The organism is Nocardioides panacisoli (genome assembly GCF_019448235.1).
Taxonomy (GTDB): Bacteria; Actinomycetota; Actinomycetes; order Propionibacteriales; family Nocardioidaceae; genus Nocardioides; species Nocardioides panacisoli_A.
Window position 1 is genome coordinate 237,022 of record NZ_CP080409.1, and the last position, 19,441, is coordinate 256,462.

Consider the following 19,441-nt stretch of genomic DNA (forward strand, 5'->3'; position numbering starts at 1 on the left):
GTGGCCAGCAGCGACTTCCTCACCACGGCCGAGCGCACCGAGCTCGACAAGACGATCCGCGCCGCCGAGCGCGCCTGCCGGGCCGAGATCTCGGTGTTCCTCGGCGACGTCGACGGCGATCCGCGTGACTTCGCCACGAGCCTGCACAACACGCTCTTCACGCCCACGCGCAGCGTGCTGATCATGGTCGACCCGTCGCGCCGCTGCGTGGAGGTCGTCACCGGCGGCTACGTCCGTCGCACCCTCACCGACGACGAGGTCGCCCGGGCGGTGACGGAGATGACCTCCGCCTTTGCCGCGGGCGACCTCGCCGGTGGGCTCAGCCGCGGGGTGCAGGCCCTCGGCGAGTACGCCAAGGACTGACACCCCGCGACCTCCTACTGCGCGTCGCGCGCCTGGGCGGCCAGCGCGCGGGCCACGTCGGCCCGCCCCTCACGGACATAGCGGACGGCGCCGGCCGGGACGTCCCCGCTGCCGGCGTGCTCGGCCAGCCAGGCGTCGACCTTGGCGATGGTGTCCTCGGTCGCGACCACGCGCGGGAAGATGTGCTCCGCGGTGACCTGTGCCCGGTGGGCGCCCAACCGCTCCCACGTGCCGGCGACGTCGGCGAGGTAGCGGTCGACGTAGGGCGCCAGCACCTCCTCCTGGCCGTGGCGCATGAAGGAGACGACCACGCTGCGGGCGGTCTCGTTGGGCACCTCGGGGTCCCACACGGCCTGGTGCCAGGCGTGCTCCTTCGCCTCCGGGTGGGGGAGCGCGGCGCGTGCGGCGGCCGCGTTCTCCCGGCCCGAGATGGTGTTGTCCCGGTCGAGCTCGGCCTCGATGCGTGCGTCGTCGGCGCGGTCGACGCGGGCGAGGTTGTTCAGCAGGCTCCAGCGCAGGTCCTGGTCGACGCTGAGCCCCTCCAGCTCCCACGAACCGTCCAGCAGTGCCGCGACATCGGTGACGGCCTGCTCGCTGCGCGCGGCGGCCGCGAAGCTGCGGACGAAGGTCAGCTGGTGGTCACTGCCGGGCTCGGCCTGCTCGAGGAGCTTGCGGAGGCCGGACTCCCACCGGTCGTGCAGCTCGTCGCGACGGGCCGGCGCGCTGTAGAGCGTGACGGCCTGGGCGGCGTAGGTCGGGATGCGGCTCAGCCCCCACGAGTCGGTCTCGGCGGCGATGTTGCTCAGGACCAGGTCGGTGAAGGCGGTGGCGGGCATCTCCGCGTCGCGGGTCATGTCCCACGCCGCGCCCCACACCAACGCCCGGGCCAGTGAGTCGGGCATGTCGGAGAGGCTCGCGGTGGCCGTGGCGAGCGACTGCTCGTCGAGGCGGATCTTGGCGAAGGCCAGGTCCCCGTCGTTGAGGAGCAGCAGCGCGGGCTGGCGCCGGCCGAGCATCTCGGCGATCTCGGTGCGCTCCCCGTGCACGTCCACCTCGACGTAGTCGCGACGGACGAGTCGTCCCGCGTCGTCGTGGTCGTAGAACCCGATCCCGACCCGGTGGCGACGCAGCGTCGGGTGGTCCGCGGGGGCCGACTGCTCGATGGCGAAGCGGGTGTAGGTGCCGTCCTCGTCGATGGCGAACGTCGGCGCCAGGGTGTTGGTGCCGGCGGTGCGCAGCCACTCCTCGGCCCACCCCGCCAGGTCGCGGCCCGAGGCCTCCTCGAGCGCGGCGAGAAGGTCGGGGAACTCGGTGTTGCCGAAGGCATGGCGGTCGAAGTACACCCGCAGTCCGGCGAGGAACTCCTCCAGGCCGACCCAGGCGACCAGCTGCTTGAGGACCGAGGCGCCCTTGGCGTAGGTCACCATGTCGAAGTTGACCTCGACCGCGTGGAGGTCGGGGATGTCCGGCGCCACGGGGTGGGTGCTGGGCAGCGCGTCGGCCCGGTAGCCGGTCTGCTTGCGCGCGTTGGTGAAGCCGGTCCAGGCGTCGGTGTACTCGGTCACCAGTGCCTCGACGTGGTAGCACGCCCACTCGGCGAAGGCCTCGTTCAGCCACAGGTCGTCCCACCACTTCATGGTCACCAGGTCGCCGAACCACATGTGGGCCATCTCGTGCAGGATCACCGAGGCGCGGAACTCGTAGAACGAGCGCGGCTGGCGGGAGCGGGGGAGGTACTCGTCGCGCAGCGTCACGCACCCGGCGTTCTCCATCGCGCCCATGTTGTACTCCGGCACGTAGAGCTGGTCGTACTTCTCGAACGGGTAGGCGAAGGCGAAGGCCTCCTCGAAGTAGGCGAACCCCTGCTTGGTCAGCCGCACGATCTCCTCGCGGTCCCGGTCCAGCTCGTCCTTGAGGGACTGGCGGGCGTAGTGGCCCAACGGGATGGTGCCGTGCTCGCCCTCGTAGGTGTCGTGCACCTCGTAGTACTCGCCGGCCACGATCGCGGTGATGTAGGTCGACATCGGCTTCGTCTCGGGGAAGCGCCACACGGCGACCTCCTGCCCGCCATCGGAACCGGCCGCCTCGGGCTCGGGCGTCGGTGCGTTCGAGACCACGGCCCAGTGCGCCGGAGCGGTGACGTTGAAGGTGAACACCGACTTCAGGTCGGGCTGTTCGAAGGTGGTGTAGACGCGCCGCGCGTCCGGCACCTCGAACTGGGAGTAGAGGTAGATCCGGCCGTCGGCAGGGTCGACGAAGTGGTGCAGCCCCTCGCCGGTGTGGGAGTAGGTGCAGTCGGCACGGACCACCAGCTCGTTGTCCGCCGCCAGGTCGGTCAGCGCGATGCGGCTGTCGGCGTACACCTCGGCGGGGTCGAGCGAGCGACCGTTGAGGGTGATCTCGTGGATCGTGGCGTCGACGAGGTCGGCGAAGGTGGCGGCTCCCTCCTCGACGCAGGAGAACCGGATCGTGGTGGTGGATCCGAAGGTGCTCACGCCGCTCTCGGTGGCCCGGGTGAGGTCGAGATCGACGGTGTAGGAGCTGACATCGAGGAGCGCGGCGCGGGCGATCGCCTCGTCGCGCGTCAGGTTGGTTCCAGGCATGCGGCCCATCCAACCACCGGGCCGATCACGGCGACGAAACGTGACGCCCGCCACGTCGGACCGCGGAACTACATGTGTGTAATTCTGAAAAATCAAGTCGACACGCCTGTGATTCATGAGTTTTTTGTGATTTTTGTTGCGTTCTGAGGCACAGGTCGCTCAGAGTGATGCCCATGCGTCCTTCCCCCCTTGCGCTACGACACGCCTGCGCACTGCTCTCGACGGCACTCCTCGCGGCCCTGTTGGTGACCGCCGGTGCGCCGCCCGCGGCGCGTGACATGGCGCCCGCCGCCGGCTCGACGTACCTGTGCTCGGGCTATGCCGGGTGCCGCGGTGAGGGCTACTCCGACGCGGGGTACGGCTCGGTGAGCCACAAGATGTACTGGAACATGTACTCGGGCCACAACTGCACCAACTACGTCGCGTACCGCATGATCAAGGCGGGCATGTCGACCAAGCGGCCCTTCGGGTACCCGGGCAACGCCTCGCACTGGGGCAAGCACCGCTCCGACATCACCGACCAGCGGCCGAGCGTGGGGGCCGTCGCCTGGTGGGGCGCCTACGACAACGGCTCCGGCTCCGCCGGCCACGTGGCATACGTCGAGCGCGTGCAGGACAACGGGCGCACCATCGTCATCTCCGAGGACAGCTGGGGCGGCACGTTCCACTGGCGCCGCATCACCAAGAGCAGCGGGCGGTGGCCGACCGGGTTCATCCACTTCATCGACCGCACGGTGGAGAACACCGCACGTCCCAAGATCAACGGCACCGCACGCCTGGGGCAGAGCCTGCAGGTCAACACCGGCGGCTGGACGCCCAAGCCCAACAAGACCCTCGTGGCGTGGTTCGCCGACGGCAAGCAGGTCCGCGGGTGGTCGGCCAACAAGAGCCTGCAGTTGGGGCCCGCCCACGTCGGCAAGCGGATCCAGGCCCGGGTGAAGGCGAAGAAGTGGCCCTACGAGAGCGGTCGCAAGTGGACCTGGCGGACCGGCGAGGTGAAGCCGGGCGCGCTCAGCGTCACCCGCAAGCCCGCCATCCAGGGCACCCCGGTCGCCGGTGACGAGCTGACCGCGAACGTCGGTGCCTACAGCGCGAAGCCGGACTCGGTGTCGGTGCAGTGGCTGGCCGACGGCAAGCCGTTGCCGGGCGAGACCGGTCGCACCCTGGCGCTGACCAAGCAGCACGCCGGTGCTCGCATCAGCGTGAAGGTGAGCGTGTCGAAGGCCGGGTACAACGGCCAGACCGTGACCTCGGAGCAGACCGAGTGGGTGCGCAAGGGCTACCTGCGCGTCGCGGAGTCGGGCAAGGTCAACGGCTGGCCGAAGGTCGGCAACCAGCTCCGTGCCGCCCCCGGCACGGCACGGCCCGACTGGCGCGTCGAGGCCAGCTACCAGTGGCTGCGCGACGGCAGCCCGATCGACGGTGCGACCGACCGGCGCTACCGCCTCGCACCGGCCGACCACCTGCGTGACATCGCCGTCCGGATCAGCTACGCGCACCCGCAGCGCTACGGCGTCAGCGAGGTCGTCAAGGTCGACGCCAAGGTGCGCACCCGGCCGGCGATGAAGGTGCGGACCAAGGTCAAGGGCCAGCGGCGGGACAAGGTCGTGGTGAACGCCTACCTGTCCACCGATGTCTCCGCCTCGCTGGACGGCAAGGTCAGCGTGTGGTTCGCCGGCAGGGGACAGTCGGTCCGGGTCGAGAACGGCCATGCCCGACTCGTCTTCCGGCGCGTCGACCCCGGCAAGCACCAGGCGAAGGTGATGTACCACCAGAACTGGAAGTTCTACCGGGTCGTGGCCAAGCAGCAGTTCCGTGTCCCGTGGAACCGGTGAGCGGTCCGATGTGCGAGGACACGCACCGTGACACGCGGGGCGAGGCGCCGGGAAATCCGACCAGCGGTGCCGCATGCTCGATGGACATGAGTCACTTCCCCGAACTCCGGCTCAACCGTCGACGTCTCGCAGGGCTGGTGGGCGCGACCGGCGTCCTGCCCCTGCTGGACCTGCGCGGCGGTTCCGCCGCTGCCCAGGAGCCGCCGGCAGGAAGCCCCGCTCCGTCACGCCGCCACCGCCTGCGTCGTGAGCGTGGCTCGGTGGTCTCGGCGCTCGACCTTCCCTTGGGGGGCGGTGCCGCCGCCGGTCTGGCGCGGTCGCGGGGCGGCGTACGCACCCAGGTCATCGAGACCGACGGATTCGCGATGGCGGGCCTGACGTGGCGCTCGGGCAACGGCACCGTGCGTGCCCGCTTCCGGCGCCCCCGCGGTGGATGGACCGAGTGGCAGCGCCTCGAGGAGCTGACCGACGGTCCCGAGCAGGGCGAGGACGCGCGTGGCCGCCGCGCCACCGAACTGGTCTGGGCCGGATGGAGCGATGCGATCCAGGTGCAGGTCCCCGAGGGCCTCCGGGAGCCCGAGCTGGCGCTCATCGCGCCGGGGGAGGACGCCGCCGACGCGATCGACAGCGACGACCTGCGCGCCGGTGAGGAGGACGAGGCCCAGGACGTCGGCGTCCTCGGGCGCACCGCCGCGCGCAGCCGCCCTCCCCGGCCCGGGATGCGCTCCCGTGGCCGTTGGGGTGCGCCCAAGGGTGGCGGATCGCTCCCGCGCACCAAGAACATCCGGCAGATGCACGTCCACCACACGGTGAGCACGAACAACTACCGCAAGCGCGACGTGCCCGGGATGATCCGGGGGATGCACCGCTACCACACCCGGAACCTCGGGTGGTCCGACATCGGCTACAACTTCCTCGTCGACAAGTACGGCCGCATCTGGGTCGGGCGCCGCGGCAGCGTGTGGAAGGAGACCCGCGGGGCGCACACGCGCGGCTTCAACAACACCTCCTTCGGGGTGGCGGTCATCGGCAACCACCAGCAGCGACGACCCAACGACCAGGTCCTGCACGGCCTGAAGCGACTCGCCTCCTGGAAGCTCGCCCAGCACGGCCGCAACCCGACCGGCATGATCTGGGTCCGTTCCGAGGGCAGTGACAAGTACCCGGCCGGCAAGGGCGCCCACCTCCCGGTGATCGACGGCCACCGTCACACCAGCAGCACGGCCTGCCCCGGCTGGTTCCTCTACCGTGAGCTCCCGCGGCTGCGTCGGATGACCAAGCGCCGCATCCGACGGTTCCGGTAGCCGGCGGCACCGTGCCGTCGCGGCGGGGCGACCGCCGGGACCGGGTGGGGTGGGTCGCACCCTAGGATCGTGGCCATGAGCAAGGTCCTGTCTGCTGTCGCCTGGCCGTACGCCAACGGCCCCCGCCACATCGGCCACGTGGCTGGTTTCGGCGTGCCCTCCGACGTCTTCAGTCGGTACATGCGGATGGCGGGCCACGACGTGCTCATGGTGTCGGGGTCCGACGAGCACGGCACGCCGATCCTGATCGCCGCCGACGAGGCGGGGATGTCGGCACAGGAACTGGCCGACCACAACCACCGACTCATCGCCGAGGACCTCGTCGGGCTCGGGTTGACCTACGACCTCTACACCCGGACGACGACGCGCAACCACGAGGCCGTCGTCCAGGAGCTGTTCCTCGGCGTGTTCGAGAACGGCTACTTCCTCGAGGAGACGACGTACGGCGCCCGCTCGCCCTCGACGGGGCGCACGCTGCCGGACCGCTACATCGAGGGCACCTGTCCGATCTGCTCCTACGACGGTGCCCGCGGGGACCAGTGCGACAACTGCGGCAACCAACTCGACCCGCAGGACCTGAAGGACCCGGTCTCACGGATCAACGGCGAGACGCCGGAGTTCGTCGAGACCCAGCACTTCTTCCTCGACCTGCCCGCGCTCGCCGATGCGCTCGGCGAGTGGCTCGACGAGCGGGAGGCCTCCGGCACCTGGCGACCCAACGTCATCCGGTTCTCCAAGAACATCCTCGAGGAGATCCGACCGCGCGCGATGACGCGTGACATCGACTGGGGCATCACCATCCCGCTGGACGGCTGGCGGGAGAACCCGACCAAGAAGCTCTACGTCTGGTTCGACGCCGTGATCGGCTACCTCTCGGCCTCGATCGAGTGGGCCCGGCGCAGCGGCAACCCCGACGCGTGGCGGGAGTGGTGGAACGACCCCGAGGCGCTCTCCTACTACTTCATGGGCAAGGACAACATCGTCTTCCACTCCCAGATCTGGCCCGCCGAGCTGCTGGCCTACGACGGGCGCGGCGCCAAGGGGGGCAGTCCCCGCGCGTACGGATCGCTGAACCTCCCCACCGAGGTCGTGAGCTCGGAGTTCCTGACCATGGAGGGGCGGAAGTTCTCCTCCTCCAAGAAGGTCGTCATCTACGTGCGCGACCTGCTGGCGCGCTACCAGCCCGACGCCTTCCGCTACTTCGTCGCCGCGGCGGGACCGGAGAACCAGGACAGTGACTTCACCTGGTCGGAGTTCGTGCGACGGACCAACGACGAGCTGGTCGCCGGTTGGGGGAACCTGGTCAACCGCACGGCCAACCTCATCGCCAAGAACTTCGGCGAGGTGCCCGCGGCCGGCGACCTCACCGCGGAGGACGAGGCCGCGCTCGCCGCGACCGAGGCGGCGTTCGGCACCGTCGGCGACCTCATCGCCCGGCACCGGCAGAAGCAGGCCATCGGTGAGGCCATGCGAGCCGTCGCCGAGGTCAACAAGTACGTCTCCGACCACGAGCCGTGGAAGCTGAAGGAGGAGGCGGACCGGGAGCGCCTGGCGACCATCCTGCACGTGGCCGCGCAGTGCGTGAACGACCTCAACCTGGTGCTCGCGCCCTTCCTGCCCTTCTCGGCCAACCTGGTCGACGCGGCCCTCGGCGGGACCGGCGAGGTCGCCCCGATGCCCCGCATCGAGGAGGTCGAGGACCTCGACGCCGGCCCGGACGGGACGCGTCGCTCCTACCCGGTCATCACGGGTGACTACGCCGGGGTGCCCGCGTGGCGGCGGCACCCGATCGCGGTGGGTCGGGCCGTCGCCAAGCCCAAGCCAGTGTTCGTGAAGCTCGACACGGCCGTCGTCGAGGAGGAGCTGGCGCGCCTGGAGGGCTGAGCCCGCGCACTTTCCCCACCGGGGATGGTGTCGGCTATGGTCGTCACCAGGGGGAGTGAGTTTGGTCACCGAGGGAGCGTCCGGACACGGACATCGTGCGAGCCATCGCGCGCAGCGTTCGCTGCCGTGGCGGTGGGTCGCTGTCGGCGCGGCGTTGCTCGTCGCGCTGCTGGTCGTGGCCGCGCTCACGGTGATCGGCGAGGACGCACCGGTCCCCGTCGGTGCGACCGAGTGCGACCGCGAGGTCGACCTCGCCGCTGACCCCGGCATCGCCGAGGCGCTCACCGCGGTGCTCGACGACGCGGGATGTGACGGCGTGACCGTGACCGCCGCACCGACCCAGCGGGTGCTCGCGCGCCTGCGCACCGGCGTCGGCGTCCCCGACCTGTGGGTGCCGGACTCGTCGCTGTGGGTGCCGGGGGCGGGCGAGGCCGCGACCGTCGCACTGGAGTCGGTCGCGACGACGCCGGTGGTCCTGGTCGCCGGCCGTGGGGACCCGCCGGGCACCTGGCAGCGTGCCGTGAAGTCGCCGCGCTTCACCGCCGCCGATCCTCTGGCGTCCACCGCCTCCGTCGTGGCGTTGTACGCCGGCGCCGCCGACTCCGAGGAGGCGCTCGCGACGCTCGCCCAGGGTGCCGCGAGCCCCGAGGGCGATGAGGACCCCGTCGCGGCGGTCGCCGGGTCGCGTTCGCTCACCGCGGTGAGCGAGCAGCAGTGGCTCGCCGCGGCGCCCGACCTGACCGCAGCGGTCCCGCGGCGCGGCACCGTATTGCTGGACCACCCGCTGGTCGTGACCGCCGGTGAGGAGCGGCGCGACGAGGCGACCGATGCCGCGGACGCCCTCACGGAGGTGCTGACCGCGGACGCCGCCACCCGGACGCTGTCGGGGATGGGCTTCCGGGGTGCCGACGGTGCTCCCACCGACGCCGGCGTGGGTGAGGTCGCGACCATCCCCATGGACGGCGACGCCGCCGGGGACCTGCTGCAGCGGTGGTCCACCCTGGCCATCCCCACCCGCACCCTCGCGGTCTTCGACGTCTCCGGCTCGATGGACTTCGCCGCCGGTGACACCACGCGCATCGAGCTGACCGCCGAGGCCGCACGGCGCGGCCTCGCGCTCTTCCCCCGCACTGCCGAGGTGGGCCTGTGGGCGTTCTCCCAGGCCGACGACGGGGAGCTGGACGGCGACCGCCGCGAGCTGCTGCCGACGCGGTCCCTGGACGCCCGCACCGACGGGGGCACCCACCGGGAGGCGCTGGGTGCGGCGATCGAGGAGCTCCCCGGTCTCGTCGGGGGAGGCACCTCGCTCTACGACACCGCCGTGGCGGCGTACGAGGAGGCCGTGGCGGGCTACCAGTCCGACGTGGTCAACAGCGTGCTGCTCTTCACCGACGGCGCCAACGACGACGCCGACTCGCTGACCCGCGAGGAGGCGCTCACGGCGCTGCGCGACGCGGTGGACCCGGACCGACCGGTCCGCATCATCGGGATCGGCATCTCCGAGGACGCCGACGAGGCGGCGCTGCGCGACATCGCGGCGGCGACCGGCGGCCAGTCCTACGTCGCGCGCAGCCCCGCCGACATCGCCTCGGTGTTCCAGCGCGCGATCTCCGCGCGCGAATGAGGCCCGGGTCCGGCTGATTGCCGGGGACGGTCCACGGCTCCGTAGAATCCGGAGCGCCATGACCGATCCCGTAGCGCGCCCCGCGCACACCTTCGCCGAGGCCGAGGACGCCCTGCTGTCCCGCTGGCCCGAGACGCGCCTCGAGCCGTCGCTGGACCGCATCCGTGCCCTCACCGAGCTGCTCGGCGAACCCCAACGCACCTACCGGTCGATCCACCTCACCGGCACCAACGGCAAGACGTCGACCGCCCGGATGGTCGACGCGCTCCTGCGTGCGGTCGAGCTGCGCACCGGGCGCTTCACCTCGCCCCACGTGGAGCGGATGAGTGAGCGCATCAGCATCGACGGCGAGCCGCTGGACGACGAGGCGTTCGTGACGGCCTTCAACGAGGTGGCGCCCTACACCCACCTCGTCGACGAGTCCGAGGCCCACCCGCTGAGCTTCTTCGAGACCGTCGTCGCGATGGCCTACGCGGCCTTCGCCGACGCCCCGGTCGACGTCGCGGTCGTCGAGATCGGCATGGGCGGGTCCTGGGACGCCACCAACGTCATCGACGCCGACGTGGCCGTCGTGCTGCCCGTCGCCGTCGACCACGCGCAGTTCCTCGGTGACTCGCCGGTCGCGATCGCGGAGGAGAAGGCCGGCATCATCAAGCCGGGTGCCACCGTCGTACTGGCCGAGCAGGCCCCCGACGTCGCCGAGGTGCTCCTCGCCCGCGCCGCGGAGGTCGATGCCACCGTCGTCCGCGAGGGCCTGGAGTACGGCGTGGTGGCCCGCGACACCGCGGTGGGCGGCCAGCTGGTCACCCTCCAAGGGCTGCACGCCCGCTACGACGACCTGCTGCTGCCGCTCTACGGCGCCCACCAGGCGCAGAACGCCGCCGTCGCCCTCGCCGCCGTCGAGGCGTTCCTCGACAACGCCCTGGACGAGGAGATCGTCCGCGCGGCCTTCGCCGACATCGCCTCGCCGGGGCGACTGGAGATCATCCGCCGCAGCCCGACCGTCGTCCTCGACGCGGCCCACAACCCCGCCGGTGCCGAGGCGAGTGCCGCCGCCATCGCCGACTCCTTCCAGTTCGACCCCCTCATCGGGGTCATCGGGGTCATGGGGGACAAGGACCACGAGGGGCTCCTGGCAGCGTTCGAGCCGCACCTCACCCACGTCGTCCTCACGCAGAACAGCACCGACCGGGCGCTCGCCGCCGAGGACCTCGCCGAGACCGCTCGCGAGATCTTCGGTGAGGACCGCGTCAGCGTCCGGCCACGGCTCGCCGACGCCCTCGACGAGGCCGTGGCCCGTGCCGAGTCCGACTCCCGCGACTCGCTGAGCTCGGGCGCAGTGCTGGTCACCGGGTCGGTCGTCACGGTGGGCCAGGTCCGCGCCATGTTCACCGCGGAGCGCGGCTGATGCGCAACCCACGCCGCGCCATGTGCGCCACCGTGCTCACCCTCGAGGCGATCACCCTGGGCCTCACCACGCCGGTGATGATCACCATCGCCGACGTGCCGCAGACGACCGCCCTCACCGTGGGTCTCGGCCTGCTCGTGGCGTGCCTGCTCGCCGCCGGGGTGCTCCGCAGCCGTGCCGGCTACTGGCTGGGCCACGCCCTGCAGGTCGCTGCCGTGGGCCTGGGCGTCGTGGTGCCGATGATGTTCTTCCTCGGCGGGATCTTCGCGCTGCTGTGGGGCACCTCCTACTGGCTCGGCGGCAAGATCGAACGGGAGCGTGCCGAGGCCTACGCGGCGTACGAGCGGCAGCAGGAGCCGTAGGCTCACGACTCGTGCACCGGCTGGGTAGAGTGGCCCCGCCGCCCCTGCTGCGCAGGTGGCGACTGCCATGCCCACGAGGTCAGGGAGTTCCACGACCGTGCCCGCCATCATCGACAAGCTGCTTCGCATCGGCGAGGGGAAGATCCTCCGCCAGCTGGAGTCCATCTCCCAGGCCGTCAACGCCATCGGCGATGACTTCAAGGAGATGAGCGACGAAGAGCTCCGCGGGATGACCGACGAGTTCCGCCGCCGCCTCGCCGACGGCGAGGACCTCGACGACCTGATGCCCGAGGCCTTCGCCACGGTGCGCGAGGCCGCCGACCGCGTCATCGGGCAGCGTCACTTCGACGTGCAGGTCATGGGTGGGGCCGCGCTCCACCTGGGCAACATCGCCGAGATGAAGACCGGTGAGGGCAAGACGCTGGTCGCGACCGCCCCGGCGTACCTCAACGCGCTCTCCGGTGACGGCGTCCACATCGTCACCGTCAACGACTACCTCGCGAAGTACCACGCGGAGTGGATGGGCCGGATCTTCCACTTCCTCGGCCTCTCCACCGGTGTCGTCGTGCCGCAGATGCAGCCCGAGGAGCGCCGCGAGGCCTACGCCTGCGACGTCACCTACGGCACCAACAACGAGTTCGGCTTCGACTACCTGCGCGACAACATGGCCGGGTCCCTGGAGGACTGCGTCCAGCGCGGCCACAACTTCGCCATCGTCGACGAGGTCGACTCGATCCTGATCGACGAGGCCCGGACGCCGCTGATCATCAGCGGTCCGACGCAGGACGACGTGAAGTGGTACGGCGAGTTCGCCAAGATCGCCGCCAAGCTCACCCGCGACACCGACTACGAGGTCGACGAGAAGAAGCGCACGATCTCGGTCCTCGAGGACGGCATCACCAAGGTCGAGGACCACCTCGGCATCGAGAACCTCTACGAGTCGGCCAACACCCCGCTGATCTCCTTCCTCAACAACTCCATCAAGGCCAAGGAGCTCTTCCGCAACGACAAGGAGTACGTCGTCATGGACGGCGAGGTGCTCATCGTCGACGAGCACACCGGCCGCCTGCTGGCCGGCCGCCGTTACAACGACGGCCTGCACCAGGCGATCGAGGCCAAGGAGGGCGTCCGCGTCCGCGAGGAGTACCAGACCCTCGCCTCGGTGACGTTGCAGAACTACTTCCGGCTCTACGACAAGCTCTCCGGCATGACCGGTACCGCCCTGACCGAGGCCTCGGAGTTCGACAAGACCTATGGCCTCGGCGTGGTGCCGATCCCGACCAACCGGCCGATGGTGCGCAAGGACCAGGCCGACCTCGTCTACCGCACCGAGCGGGCGAAGTACGAGGCCGTCGCCGACGACATCGCCGAGCGGCACGCCGCCGGCCAGCCGGTCCTCATCGGCACCGTGTCGGTGCAGAAGTCGGAGTACCTCGCCGACCTGCTCAAGAAGCGCCGCATCCCCCACACCGTGCTCAACGCCAAGGTGCACGCGGAGGAGGCCAAGGTCGTCGCGCTCGCCGGACACAAGGGCGCCGTCACCGTGGCCACCAACATGGCCGGTCGCGGCACCGACATCATGCTGGGCGGCTCGGTCGAGTTCCTCGCCGACGCCGAGCTGCGCAAGCGCGGGCTGGAGCCGATCGGGGAGACCTCGGAGGAGTACGAGGCCGCCTGGCCGGACGCGGTGCACAAGGTCGAGGCACAGGTCAAGGACGAGGCGCAGGAGGTCGCCGACCTCGGGGGCCTCTACGTCGTGGGCACCGAGCGCCACGAGTCCCGTCGCATCGACAACCAGCTGCGCGGTCGTTCCGGCCGCCAGGGGGACCCGGGTGAGTCGCGGTTCTACCTCTCGCTCGAGGACGAGCTGATGCGGCTGTTCAAGTCTGACTGGGTCGACCGCGTGCTGCAGGTCCTCAAGATCCCCGACGACGTCCCGATCGAGAACAAGCGCGTCACCAACGCCATCGCCAACGCGCAGGGCCAGGTGGAGACGCAGAACTTCGAGTCCCGCAAGAACGTCCTCAAGTACGACGACGTCATGGACCGTCAGCGCCGTGTCATCTACGGCGAGCGGCGTGAGGTGCTCGAGGGGGCCGACCTGCAGCAGCAGGTGCGCGCGTTCCTCGACGACGTCGTCGACGGCTACGTCAGCGGCGCCCTCGGCGAGTTCGCCGAGGAGTGGGACCTCGAGCAGCTCTGGACCGACCTGAAGCAGTTCTGGCCGGTGTCACTGGACTGGGAGGAGATCGTCGAGGAGGCCGGCGGCCAGTCCGCGGTCAACCGACAGGAGCTCATCGAGCGGCTCCGCGCCGACGCCCACGCGGCGTACGACCGGCGCGAGGAGGAACTCGGCGAGGAGGTCCTGCGCGAGCTCGAGCGCCGCGTGCTGCTCTCGGTGCTGGACCGCAAGTGGCGCGACCACCTCTACGAGATGGACTACCTCCGCGAGGGCATCTACCTGCGCGCGTACTCCCAGCGTGACCCGCTGGTGGAGTACCAGCGCGAGGGGTATGACATGTTCGCCGCGATGATGGACGGCATCAAGGAGGAGACCGTCGGGTTCCTCTTCAACCTCCAGGTCGAGGTCGACGAGGAGCAGGAGTACCACTACCACGCCGACGGATCCCGCCACCCCGGTCCGCCGCACGACGAGCCGGCCGAGCCGATGCGCCGCGAGATGCCCTCGCAGTCCGGCGAGGGTGCCGAACCGGCCGAGGAGCGTCCGCACCTGCGGGCGAAGGGGCTCGACGACGACCGTCAGCCGGCTCCGAGCGCACTGTCGTACTCCGCGCCGAGCGAGACCGGTGAGGCCGAGGTGCGCGGTGGCACCGTCACCAAGGACGGCGAGTACGACAACGTCGGCCGCAACCAGCTGTGCCCGTGCGGGTCGGGCAAGAAGTACAAGCGCTGCCACGGCTCACCCGGCGGCCCCACCGGGCTCACCGCGCGCGCCAACGGCTGACCGTAGCGATCAGGGGAGGAGGAGCACCACGGTCTCGGCGACGCAGGCCGGGCGCTCCTCGTCCTCGATCTCGATGGTGTGCTTCACCGTCAGCTGCTTGCCCTTGGGGATGTCGATCACCGAGGAGATCGACACGTGCGCGCGGATGCGCTTGCCGACCAGCAGCGGGGCGGGGAACCGCACCTTGTTGACGCCGTAGTTCAGCTTCGCGCCCGGCGTCTGCAGCGTGAAGACCTGGCTGCCCAGCCAGGGGATCAGCGACAGCGTGAGGTAGCCGTGGGCGATGGTGCCGCCGAAGGGCCCGTCCTTCGCCCGCTCGATGTCGACGTGGATCCACTGGTGGTCCCCAGTCGCGTCCGCGAACTCGTTGACCCGTCGCTGGTTGACCTGCACCCATTCACTGACGCCGAGTTCCTCGCCCGTCGCGGCCTCGATCTCCTCGAACGTCGTGAACACGCGCATCGTCGAACTCCTCGCTGTGCAGGGCTGGAAGAATGTCAGCATGGAACCTACACGCGTCCCGGACCTCATGTCGCTGAGGGCGGCACCGAAGGTCCTGCTCCACGACCACCTCGACGGCGGCCTCCGCCCGGGCACGATCGCCGAGCTCGCCGCGGAGGTCGGCCACGAGCTCCCGGCCACCGATCCGCAGCAGCTCGGTGAGTGGTTCGCCGCCGCCGCCGACTCCGGCTCGCTCGAGCGGTACCTGGAGACCTTCGGGCACACGGTCGCGGTCATGCAGACCGCACCCGCCATCACCCGGGTCGCCCGGGAGGCCGTGGAGGACCTCGTCGCCGACGGCGTCGTGTACGCCGAGATCCGCTACGCACCGGAGCTGATGGTCGAGGGCGGGCTCTCGCTCGACGAGGTCGTCGCCGCGGTCCAGGCCGGCTTCGAGGAGGGCGCGGCGGGGGAGCAGATCGTCGTACGCCAGCTGCTGACCGCGATGCGGCACCAGGCCCGCTCCCGCGAGATCGCGGAGCTCGCCATCGCCTGGCGCGACCGGGGCGTCATCGGGTTCGACATCGCGGGTGCCGAGGCGGGCTACCCGCCGACCCGCCACTTGGACGCCTTCGAGTACCTGCAGCGGGAGAACTCGCACTTCACCATCCACGCCGGCGAGGGCTTCGGGCTGCCCTCGATCTGGGAGGCGCTGCAGTGGTGTGGTGCCGACCGGCTCGGCCACGGCGTGCGGATCGTCGACGACATCAAGGTCGTCTCCGGGGCGCCTCCCGAGCTGGGCCGCCTCGCCAACTACGTGCGTGACAAGCGCATCCCGCTCGAGCTCTGCCCGTCCTCCAACGTCCAGACCGGCGCGGCGGACTCGATCGCCGAGCACCCGATCCGACTGCTCGCCGACCTGAAGTTCCGGGTGACGGTCAACACCGACAACCGCCTGATGAGCGGCACCACGCTGAGCAACGAGTTCGCGTTGCTCTGCGAGGCGTTCGGCTACGACCTCGACGACGTGCGCTGGTTCACCGTCAACGCGATGAAGTCGGCGTTCCTGCCCTTCGACGAGCGCCTCGCACTGATCGAGGACGTGATCAAGCCCTGGTACGCCGAGCACGCCTAGCGCGGCGCTAGACCACGGCCCAGAAGTGACGCCAGCCGGCCACCCCGACCTCGTGGTCGCGCCAGCGTCGGCGGGGGACCTGCACGAGCTCGCCGTGCCCGGGGTCGAAGACCGTGACGGCACCGGCATGGGTCTCCAGGGTGAGCACGACGTGGCGGGGGAGCCAGGCGTTGCCGAGGTAGACCCCCGTCGGCCGTTCGGCCGCGCGGGCGGCGAGGTGGTCATAGGAGGCGGCGGGGGTGAACCGAGCGACCTCGACCCCGATGTCACGGTCGTGCAGTCGGGACAGCTCGCGGGCCAGTGCCCACGGTGGGGTGCCCAGCGCCCGCGGCCAGGGGACCTGGAGTTGTCCTGCGTGCCGGACCGCGACGAGTTCACGGTGCACGCGCCGGATCTCCTGCTGGGGGTCGGCCGGGCGGTGACCGGGTTCGTGGAGCATCCGCGCGGCGACGACGACCGCGGCGCCACACGAGTAGGCATCGGGCTGGCGCAGGGCCCGCGGGTCGATCTCCTCGGGCCAGCTGGTCACGGGGCGGTCAGTTCCCCGAAGGCGCGGTCGCCGGTGGCGACGCGGCAACCCACGTCGGTGGCACGGCGTACGACGGCCCGCTGCCGGTACGCGAGGGACAGGCCTCGCCGTACCAGGACGGGCGGCGCCTTGCGGTGCTCGCGCAGGTCCCGGTCGAGCCGGCGCACGAACGTGACCGCCGCGTGCTGGGTGATGCAGTACGCCGCGGCGAGGGCGCCGGCGTCCCGCGTGGCCTCGACGACCTCGCTGGCGAAGATGCCCTCGGCGACGAAGGTCGTCGCGCCGTCGAGTGCCACCTCGCGGTGGCCGGTGCGGCGACTGCCCGCGAGGTCGTAGAGCGGCACATCGGCCACCCCGTGCTCGCACAGGGCGAGCAGGGCCTTGAGGGCGTCGTTCTCGTGCCAGGACGCCGGGTGGTCCCAGTCCACGAGGCCGGCATTGGCGCCGGTGGCGACCAGCGGCAGGTCTGGCTCGGTGCCGTCGCGGTAGAAGTCGTCCAACCGCAGGATCGGCCAGCCGCGGTGGCGCTGCAGCCGCTCGGCGAGCCGGGACTTGCCCGCGCCGCTCGGACCGGCCAGGAGGACGACCGACGCCGGCAGCGTCTCACCCTCCGCCCTCGATTGCTGCGTCACGCCGACCCGCTCGTTCAGACACCGATGGGGTGCCAGACCGTCTTGATCTCCACGAAGTCGGTCATGGCGTCCAGGCCGGGGTGCGCGGTGAAGTCCGGTTCGGCGCTCGGGGCGCGACGGACCCGCTTGAGGTTGTCCGCGGCCGCGACCTCCAGCTCGGTCGCCAGGTCGCTCGCACCGTCGACGCCGGCGACGCCACCGATGTCGATGGCGTTGACGTCCATGTGGGCGGCGAGCCACGGGCCCAGCGCCACCGCGTCGCCGGTCAGCAGGTTGACCACGCCACCGGGCACGTCGGAGGTCGCGAGGACCTCAGCGAAGGTCACCGCCGGCAGCGGACGGCCGTGGGACGTCACGACGACCGCGGTGTTGCCGGTGGCGATCACCGGGGCGACGACGCTGACCAGGCCCAGCAGCGAGGACTGTTGCGGCGCCAGGACGCCCACGACCCCGGTCGGCTCGGGGGAGGAGATGTTGAAGAAGGGGCCGGCGACCGGGTTCTGGTTGCCCACGACCTGGCCGAGCTTGTCGGTCCACCCGGCGTACCAGACCAGGCGGTCGATCGCGGCGTCGACGGTGCGGCCGGCCTGCGCGGCGGTGCCGCCCTCGGACTGGCGCACGGCGTCGACGAACTGCGGTCGGCGGTCCTCCATGACCTCCGCGATCCGGTAGAGGATCTGGCCGCGGTTGTACGGCGTCCGCGCCGCCCAGCCGGCTTGGGCCTTGCGGGCGGCGACGACGGCGTCCCGGACGTCCTTGCGGGACGCCTTCGAGGCGTTGGCCACGAAATCACCCTTCGCGTCGTGGACCTCGTAGGAGTGCCCCGACTCCGAGCGGGGGAAGGCCCCGCCGATGTAGAGCTTGTGGGTCTTGCGCACTGCCACCCGTGCCATCACTGGGCTCCCTTCAGGTAGGCGGCGAGGCCGTGGCGGCCGCCCTCACGACCGTGGCCGGACTCCTTGAAGCCGCCGAACGGGCTGGCCGGGTCGAACTTGTTGAACGTGTTGGCCCACACCACGCCGGCGCGCAGCTGGTCGGCCATGTGGAGGATGCGGGAGCCCTTGTCGGTCCACACCCCGGCCGAGAGCCCGTACGGCGTGTTGTTGGCCTTCTCGACCGCCTCGGAGGGGGTGCGGAAGGTCAACACCGACAGCACCGGCCCGAAGATCTCCTCGCGCGCGATGCGGTGCGCCTGGGAGACGCCGGTGAAGAGGGTCGGCGGGTACCAGTAGCCGGCCGAGGGCAGCTCGCACTCCGGCGACCAGCGCTCGGCGCCCTCCTGGTCACCGATCTCGGTGAGCTCGCGGATGCGGCCGAGCTGGGCGGCGGAGTTGATCGCGCCGATGTCGGTGTTCTTGTCCAGCGGGTCGCCCAGGCGCAGTGTGCCCATGCGGCGCTTGAGCTTGGCCAGCACCTCCTCGGCGACCGATTCCTGCAGCAGCAGCCGTGACCCGGCGCAGCACACGTGGCCCTGGTTGAAGAAGATGCCGCTGACGATGCCCTCGACCGCCTGGTCCAGCGGGGCGTCCTCGAAGACGATGTTCGCGGCCTTGCCGCCCAGCTCCAGGGTGGCGCGCTTGTGGGTGCCGGCGATCGCGCGGGCGATCGCCTTGCCGACGCCGGTGGAGCCGGTGAAGGCGACCTTGTCCACGTCGGGGTGGCCCACGACGGCCTCGCCGGTCGCGCCGGCACCGGTGACGATGTTGACCACACCGGGCGGGAGGTCGGCCTGCTGGCAGATCTCGGCGAACAGCAGTGCGGTCAGCGGCGTCGTCTCTGCCGGCTTGAGCACGACGGTGTTGCCGCAGGCCAGCGCCGGGGCGACCTTCCAGGCGAGCATCAGCAGCGGGAAGTTCCACGGGATGACCTGGCCCGCCACGCCGAGGGGCTGGGGGTCATCCCCGAGGCCGGCGTACTCCAGCTTGTCGGCCCATCCGGCGTGGTGGAAGAAGTGCGCCGCCACCGTCGGTACGTCGACGTCGCGGCTCTCCTTGATCGGCTTGCCGTTGTCGATCGACTCCAGCACCGCCAGCTCGCGGGAGCGCTCCTGGATCAGGCGCGCGATCCGGTAGAGGTACTTCGCGCGCTCGCGGCCGGGCATCCGGGACCAGCTGCGGAAGGCCTTGCGCGCGGCGGTGACGGCGCGGTCGACGTCGGCGGCGTCGGCCTCGGTCACCTCGGCGAGCGTCTCCTCGGTGGCGGGGTTGACCGTCTTGAAGACCCCGCTGTCGGGGCCACGCCCGTCGACGAACTCGCCGTCGATGAACAGGCCGTAGGAGGCCTTGATGTCGACGATGCTGCGCGACTCCGGTGCCGGCGCGTACTCGAAGGTGCTGGTGGGGGCGTTCGAAACCAT

At 70.8% G+C, this 19,441-nt stretch carries 15 protein-coding genes; 9 read left to right on the forward strand and 6 right to left on the reverse strand.

All coding sequences use genetic code 11. The features are described 5' to 3' along the window. Nucleotides 1-363: a DUF5130 family protein gene (locus KUV85_RS01225; protein ID WP_219961402.1), complete on the forward strand. Its 363-nt coding sequence runs from the start codon at nt 1-3 to the stop codon at nt 361-363. A 14-nt stretch (nt 364-377) separates the two neighbouring features. On the opposite strand, the gene pepN is transcribed toward KUV85_RS01225, so the two are convergent. Continuing rightward, entirely contained in the window at nt 378-2,966 is a 2,589-nt protein-coding gene (gene pepN / locus KUV85_RS01230; RefSeq protein WP_219961403.1) for an aminopeptidase N, read from the reverse strand. Nucleotides 2,967-3,139: 173 nt separating this feature from the next. On the opposite strand from pepN, the gene KUV85_RS01235 reads away from it, so the two are divergent. The 7 genes from KUV85_RS01235 (at nt 3,140) to secA (ending at nt 14,348) form a co-directional block, all read left to right on the forward strand. Beyond that, nucleotides 3,140-4,801 carry a CHAP domain-containing protein gene (locus tag KUV85_RS01235; protein ID WP_219961404.1) on the forward strand — a complete coding sequence of 554 codons (1,662 nt, stop codon included), beginning with the start codon at nt 3,140-3,142 and terminating at the stop codon, nt 4,799-4,801. Nucleotides 4,802-4,887: 86 nt separating this feature from the next. Continuing rightward, the gene (locus KUV85_RS01240; protein ID WP_219961405.1) at nt 4,888-6,105 is read left to right on the forward strand and encodes an N-acetylmuramoyl-L-alanine amidase; all 1,218 of its coding nucleotides are present in this window, start codon (nt 4,888-4,890) and stop codon (nt 6,103-6,105) included. Nucleotides 6,106-6,180: 75 nt separating this feature from the next. Further along, a complete protein-coding gene (gene metG, locus KUV85_RS01245) occupies nt 6,181-7,989 on the forward strand; it encodes a methionine--tRNA ligase (protein ID WP_219961406.1) in 1,809 nt (602 codons plus the stop codon). Nucleotides 7,990-8,044: 55 nt separating this feature from the next. Beyond that, on the forward strand, nt 8,045-9,613 hold the full coding sequence (locus KUV85_RS01250) for a VWA domain-containing protein (protein WP_219961407.1): 1,569 nt from the start codon (nt 8,045-8,047) through the stop codon (nt 9,611-9,613). Between the two features lie 58 nt (nt 9,614-9,671). After that, nucleotides 9,672-11,021 (forward strand): bifunctional folylpolyglutamate synthase/dihydrofolate synthase, encoded by a 1,350-nt coding sequence (locus KUV85_RS01255; protein ID WP_219961408.1) that lies wholly within the window; start codon nt 9,672-9,674, stop codon nt 11,019-11,021. Next, nucleotides 11,021-11,383: a DUF4233 domain-containing protein gene (locus tag KUV85_RS01260; protein ID WP_219961409.1), complete on the forward strand. Its 363-nt coding sequence runs from the start codon at nt 11,021-11,023 to the stop codon at nt 11,381-11,383. Before KUV85_RS01255 ends, KUV85_RS01260 begins: the two co-directional genes overlap by 1 nt. Nucleotides 11,384-11,480: 97 nt before the next feature. Beyond that, nucleotides 11,481-14,348: a preprotein translocase subunit SecA gene (secA, locus tag KUV85_RS01265; RefSeq protein WP_237690177.1), complete on the forward strand. Its 2,868-nt coding sequence runs from the start codon at nt 11,481-11,483 to the stop codon at nt 14,346-14,348. Between the two features lie 9 nt (nt 14,349-14,357). Here secA and KUV85_RS01270 read toward each other — a convergent pair whose 3' ends face one another. Beyond that, on the reverse strand, nt 14,358-14,810 hold the full coding sequence (locus tag KUV85_RS01270) for a MaoC family dehydratase (protein ID WP_219961411.1): 453 nt from the start codon (nt 14,808-14,810) through the stop codon (nt 14,358-14,360). A gap of 40 nt (nt 14,811-14,850) precedes the next feature. Between KUV85_RS01270 and KUV85_RS01275 the strand changes: the two genes are divergently transcribed. Continuing rightward, nucleotides 14,851-15,924 (forward strand): adenosine deaminase, encoded by a 1,074-nt coding sequence (locus tag KUV85_RS01275; RefSeq protein ID WP_219961412.1) that lies wholly within the window; start codon nt 14,851-14,853, stop codon nt 15,922-15,924. 7 nt (nt 15,925-15,931) lie between these two features. On the opposite strand, the gene KUV85_RS01280 is transcribed toward KUV85_RS01275, so the two are convergent. From KUV85_RS01280 to KUV85_RS01295, 4 genes are read right to left on the reverse strand one after another with little or no spacing between them, the layout of a single operon-like run. Further along, a complete protein-coding gene (locus tag KUV85_RS01280; RefSeq protein ID WP_219961413.1) occupies nt 15,932-16,453 on the reverse strand; it encodes a hypothetical protein in 522 nt (173 codons plus the stop codon). Further along, on the reverse strand, nt 16,450-17,085 hold the full coding sequence (locus tag KUV85_RS01285) for a hypothetical protein (protein ID WP_219961414.1): 636 nt from the start codon (nt 17,083-17,085) through the stop codon (nt 16,450-16,452). The genes KUV85_RS01280 and KUV85_RS01285 overlap by 4 nt, the downstream gene beginning before the upstream one ends. 14 nt (nt 17,086-17,099) lie before the next feature. Then, nucleotides 17,100-17,978: an aldehyde dehydrogenase family protein gene (locus KUV85_RS01290; protein WP_219961415.1), complete on the reverse strand. Its 879-nt coding sequence runs from the start codon at nt 17,976-17,978 to the stop codon at nt 17,100-17,102. Next, the gene (locus KUV85_RS01295) at nt 17,978-19,441 is read right to left on the reverse strand and encodes an aldehyde dehydrogenase family protein (RefSeq protein ID WP_219961416.1); all 1,464 of its coding nucleotides are present in this window, start codon (nt 19,439-19,441) and stop codon (nt 17,978-17,980) included. Before KUV85_RS01295 ends, KUV85_RS01290 begins: the two co-directional genes overlap by 1 nt.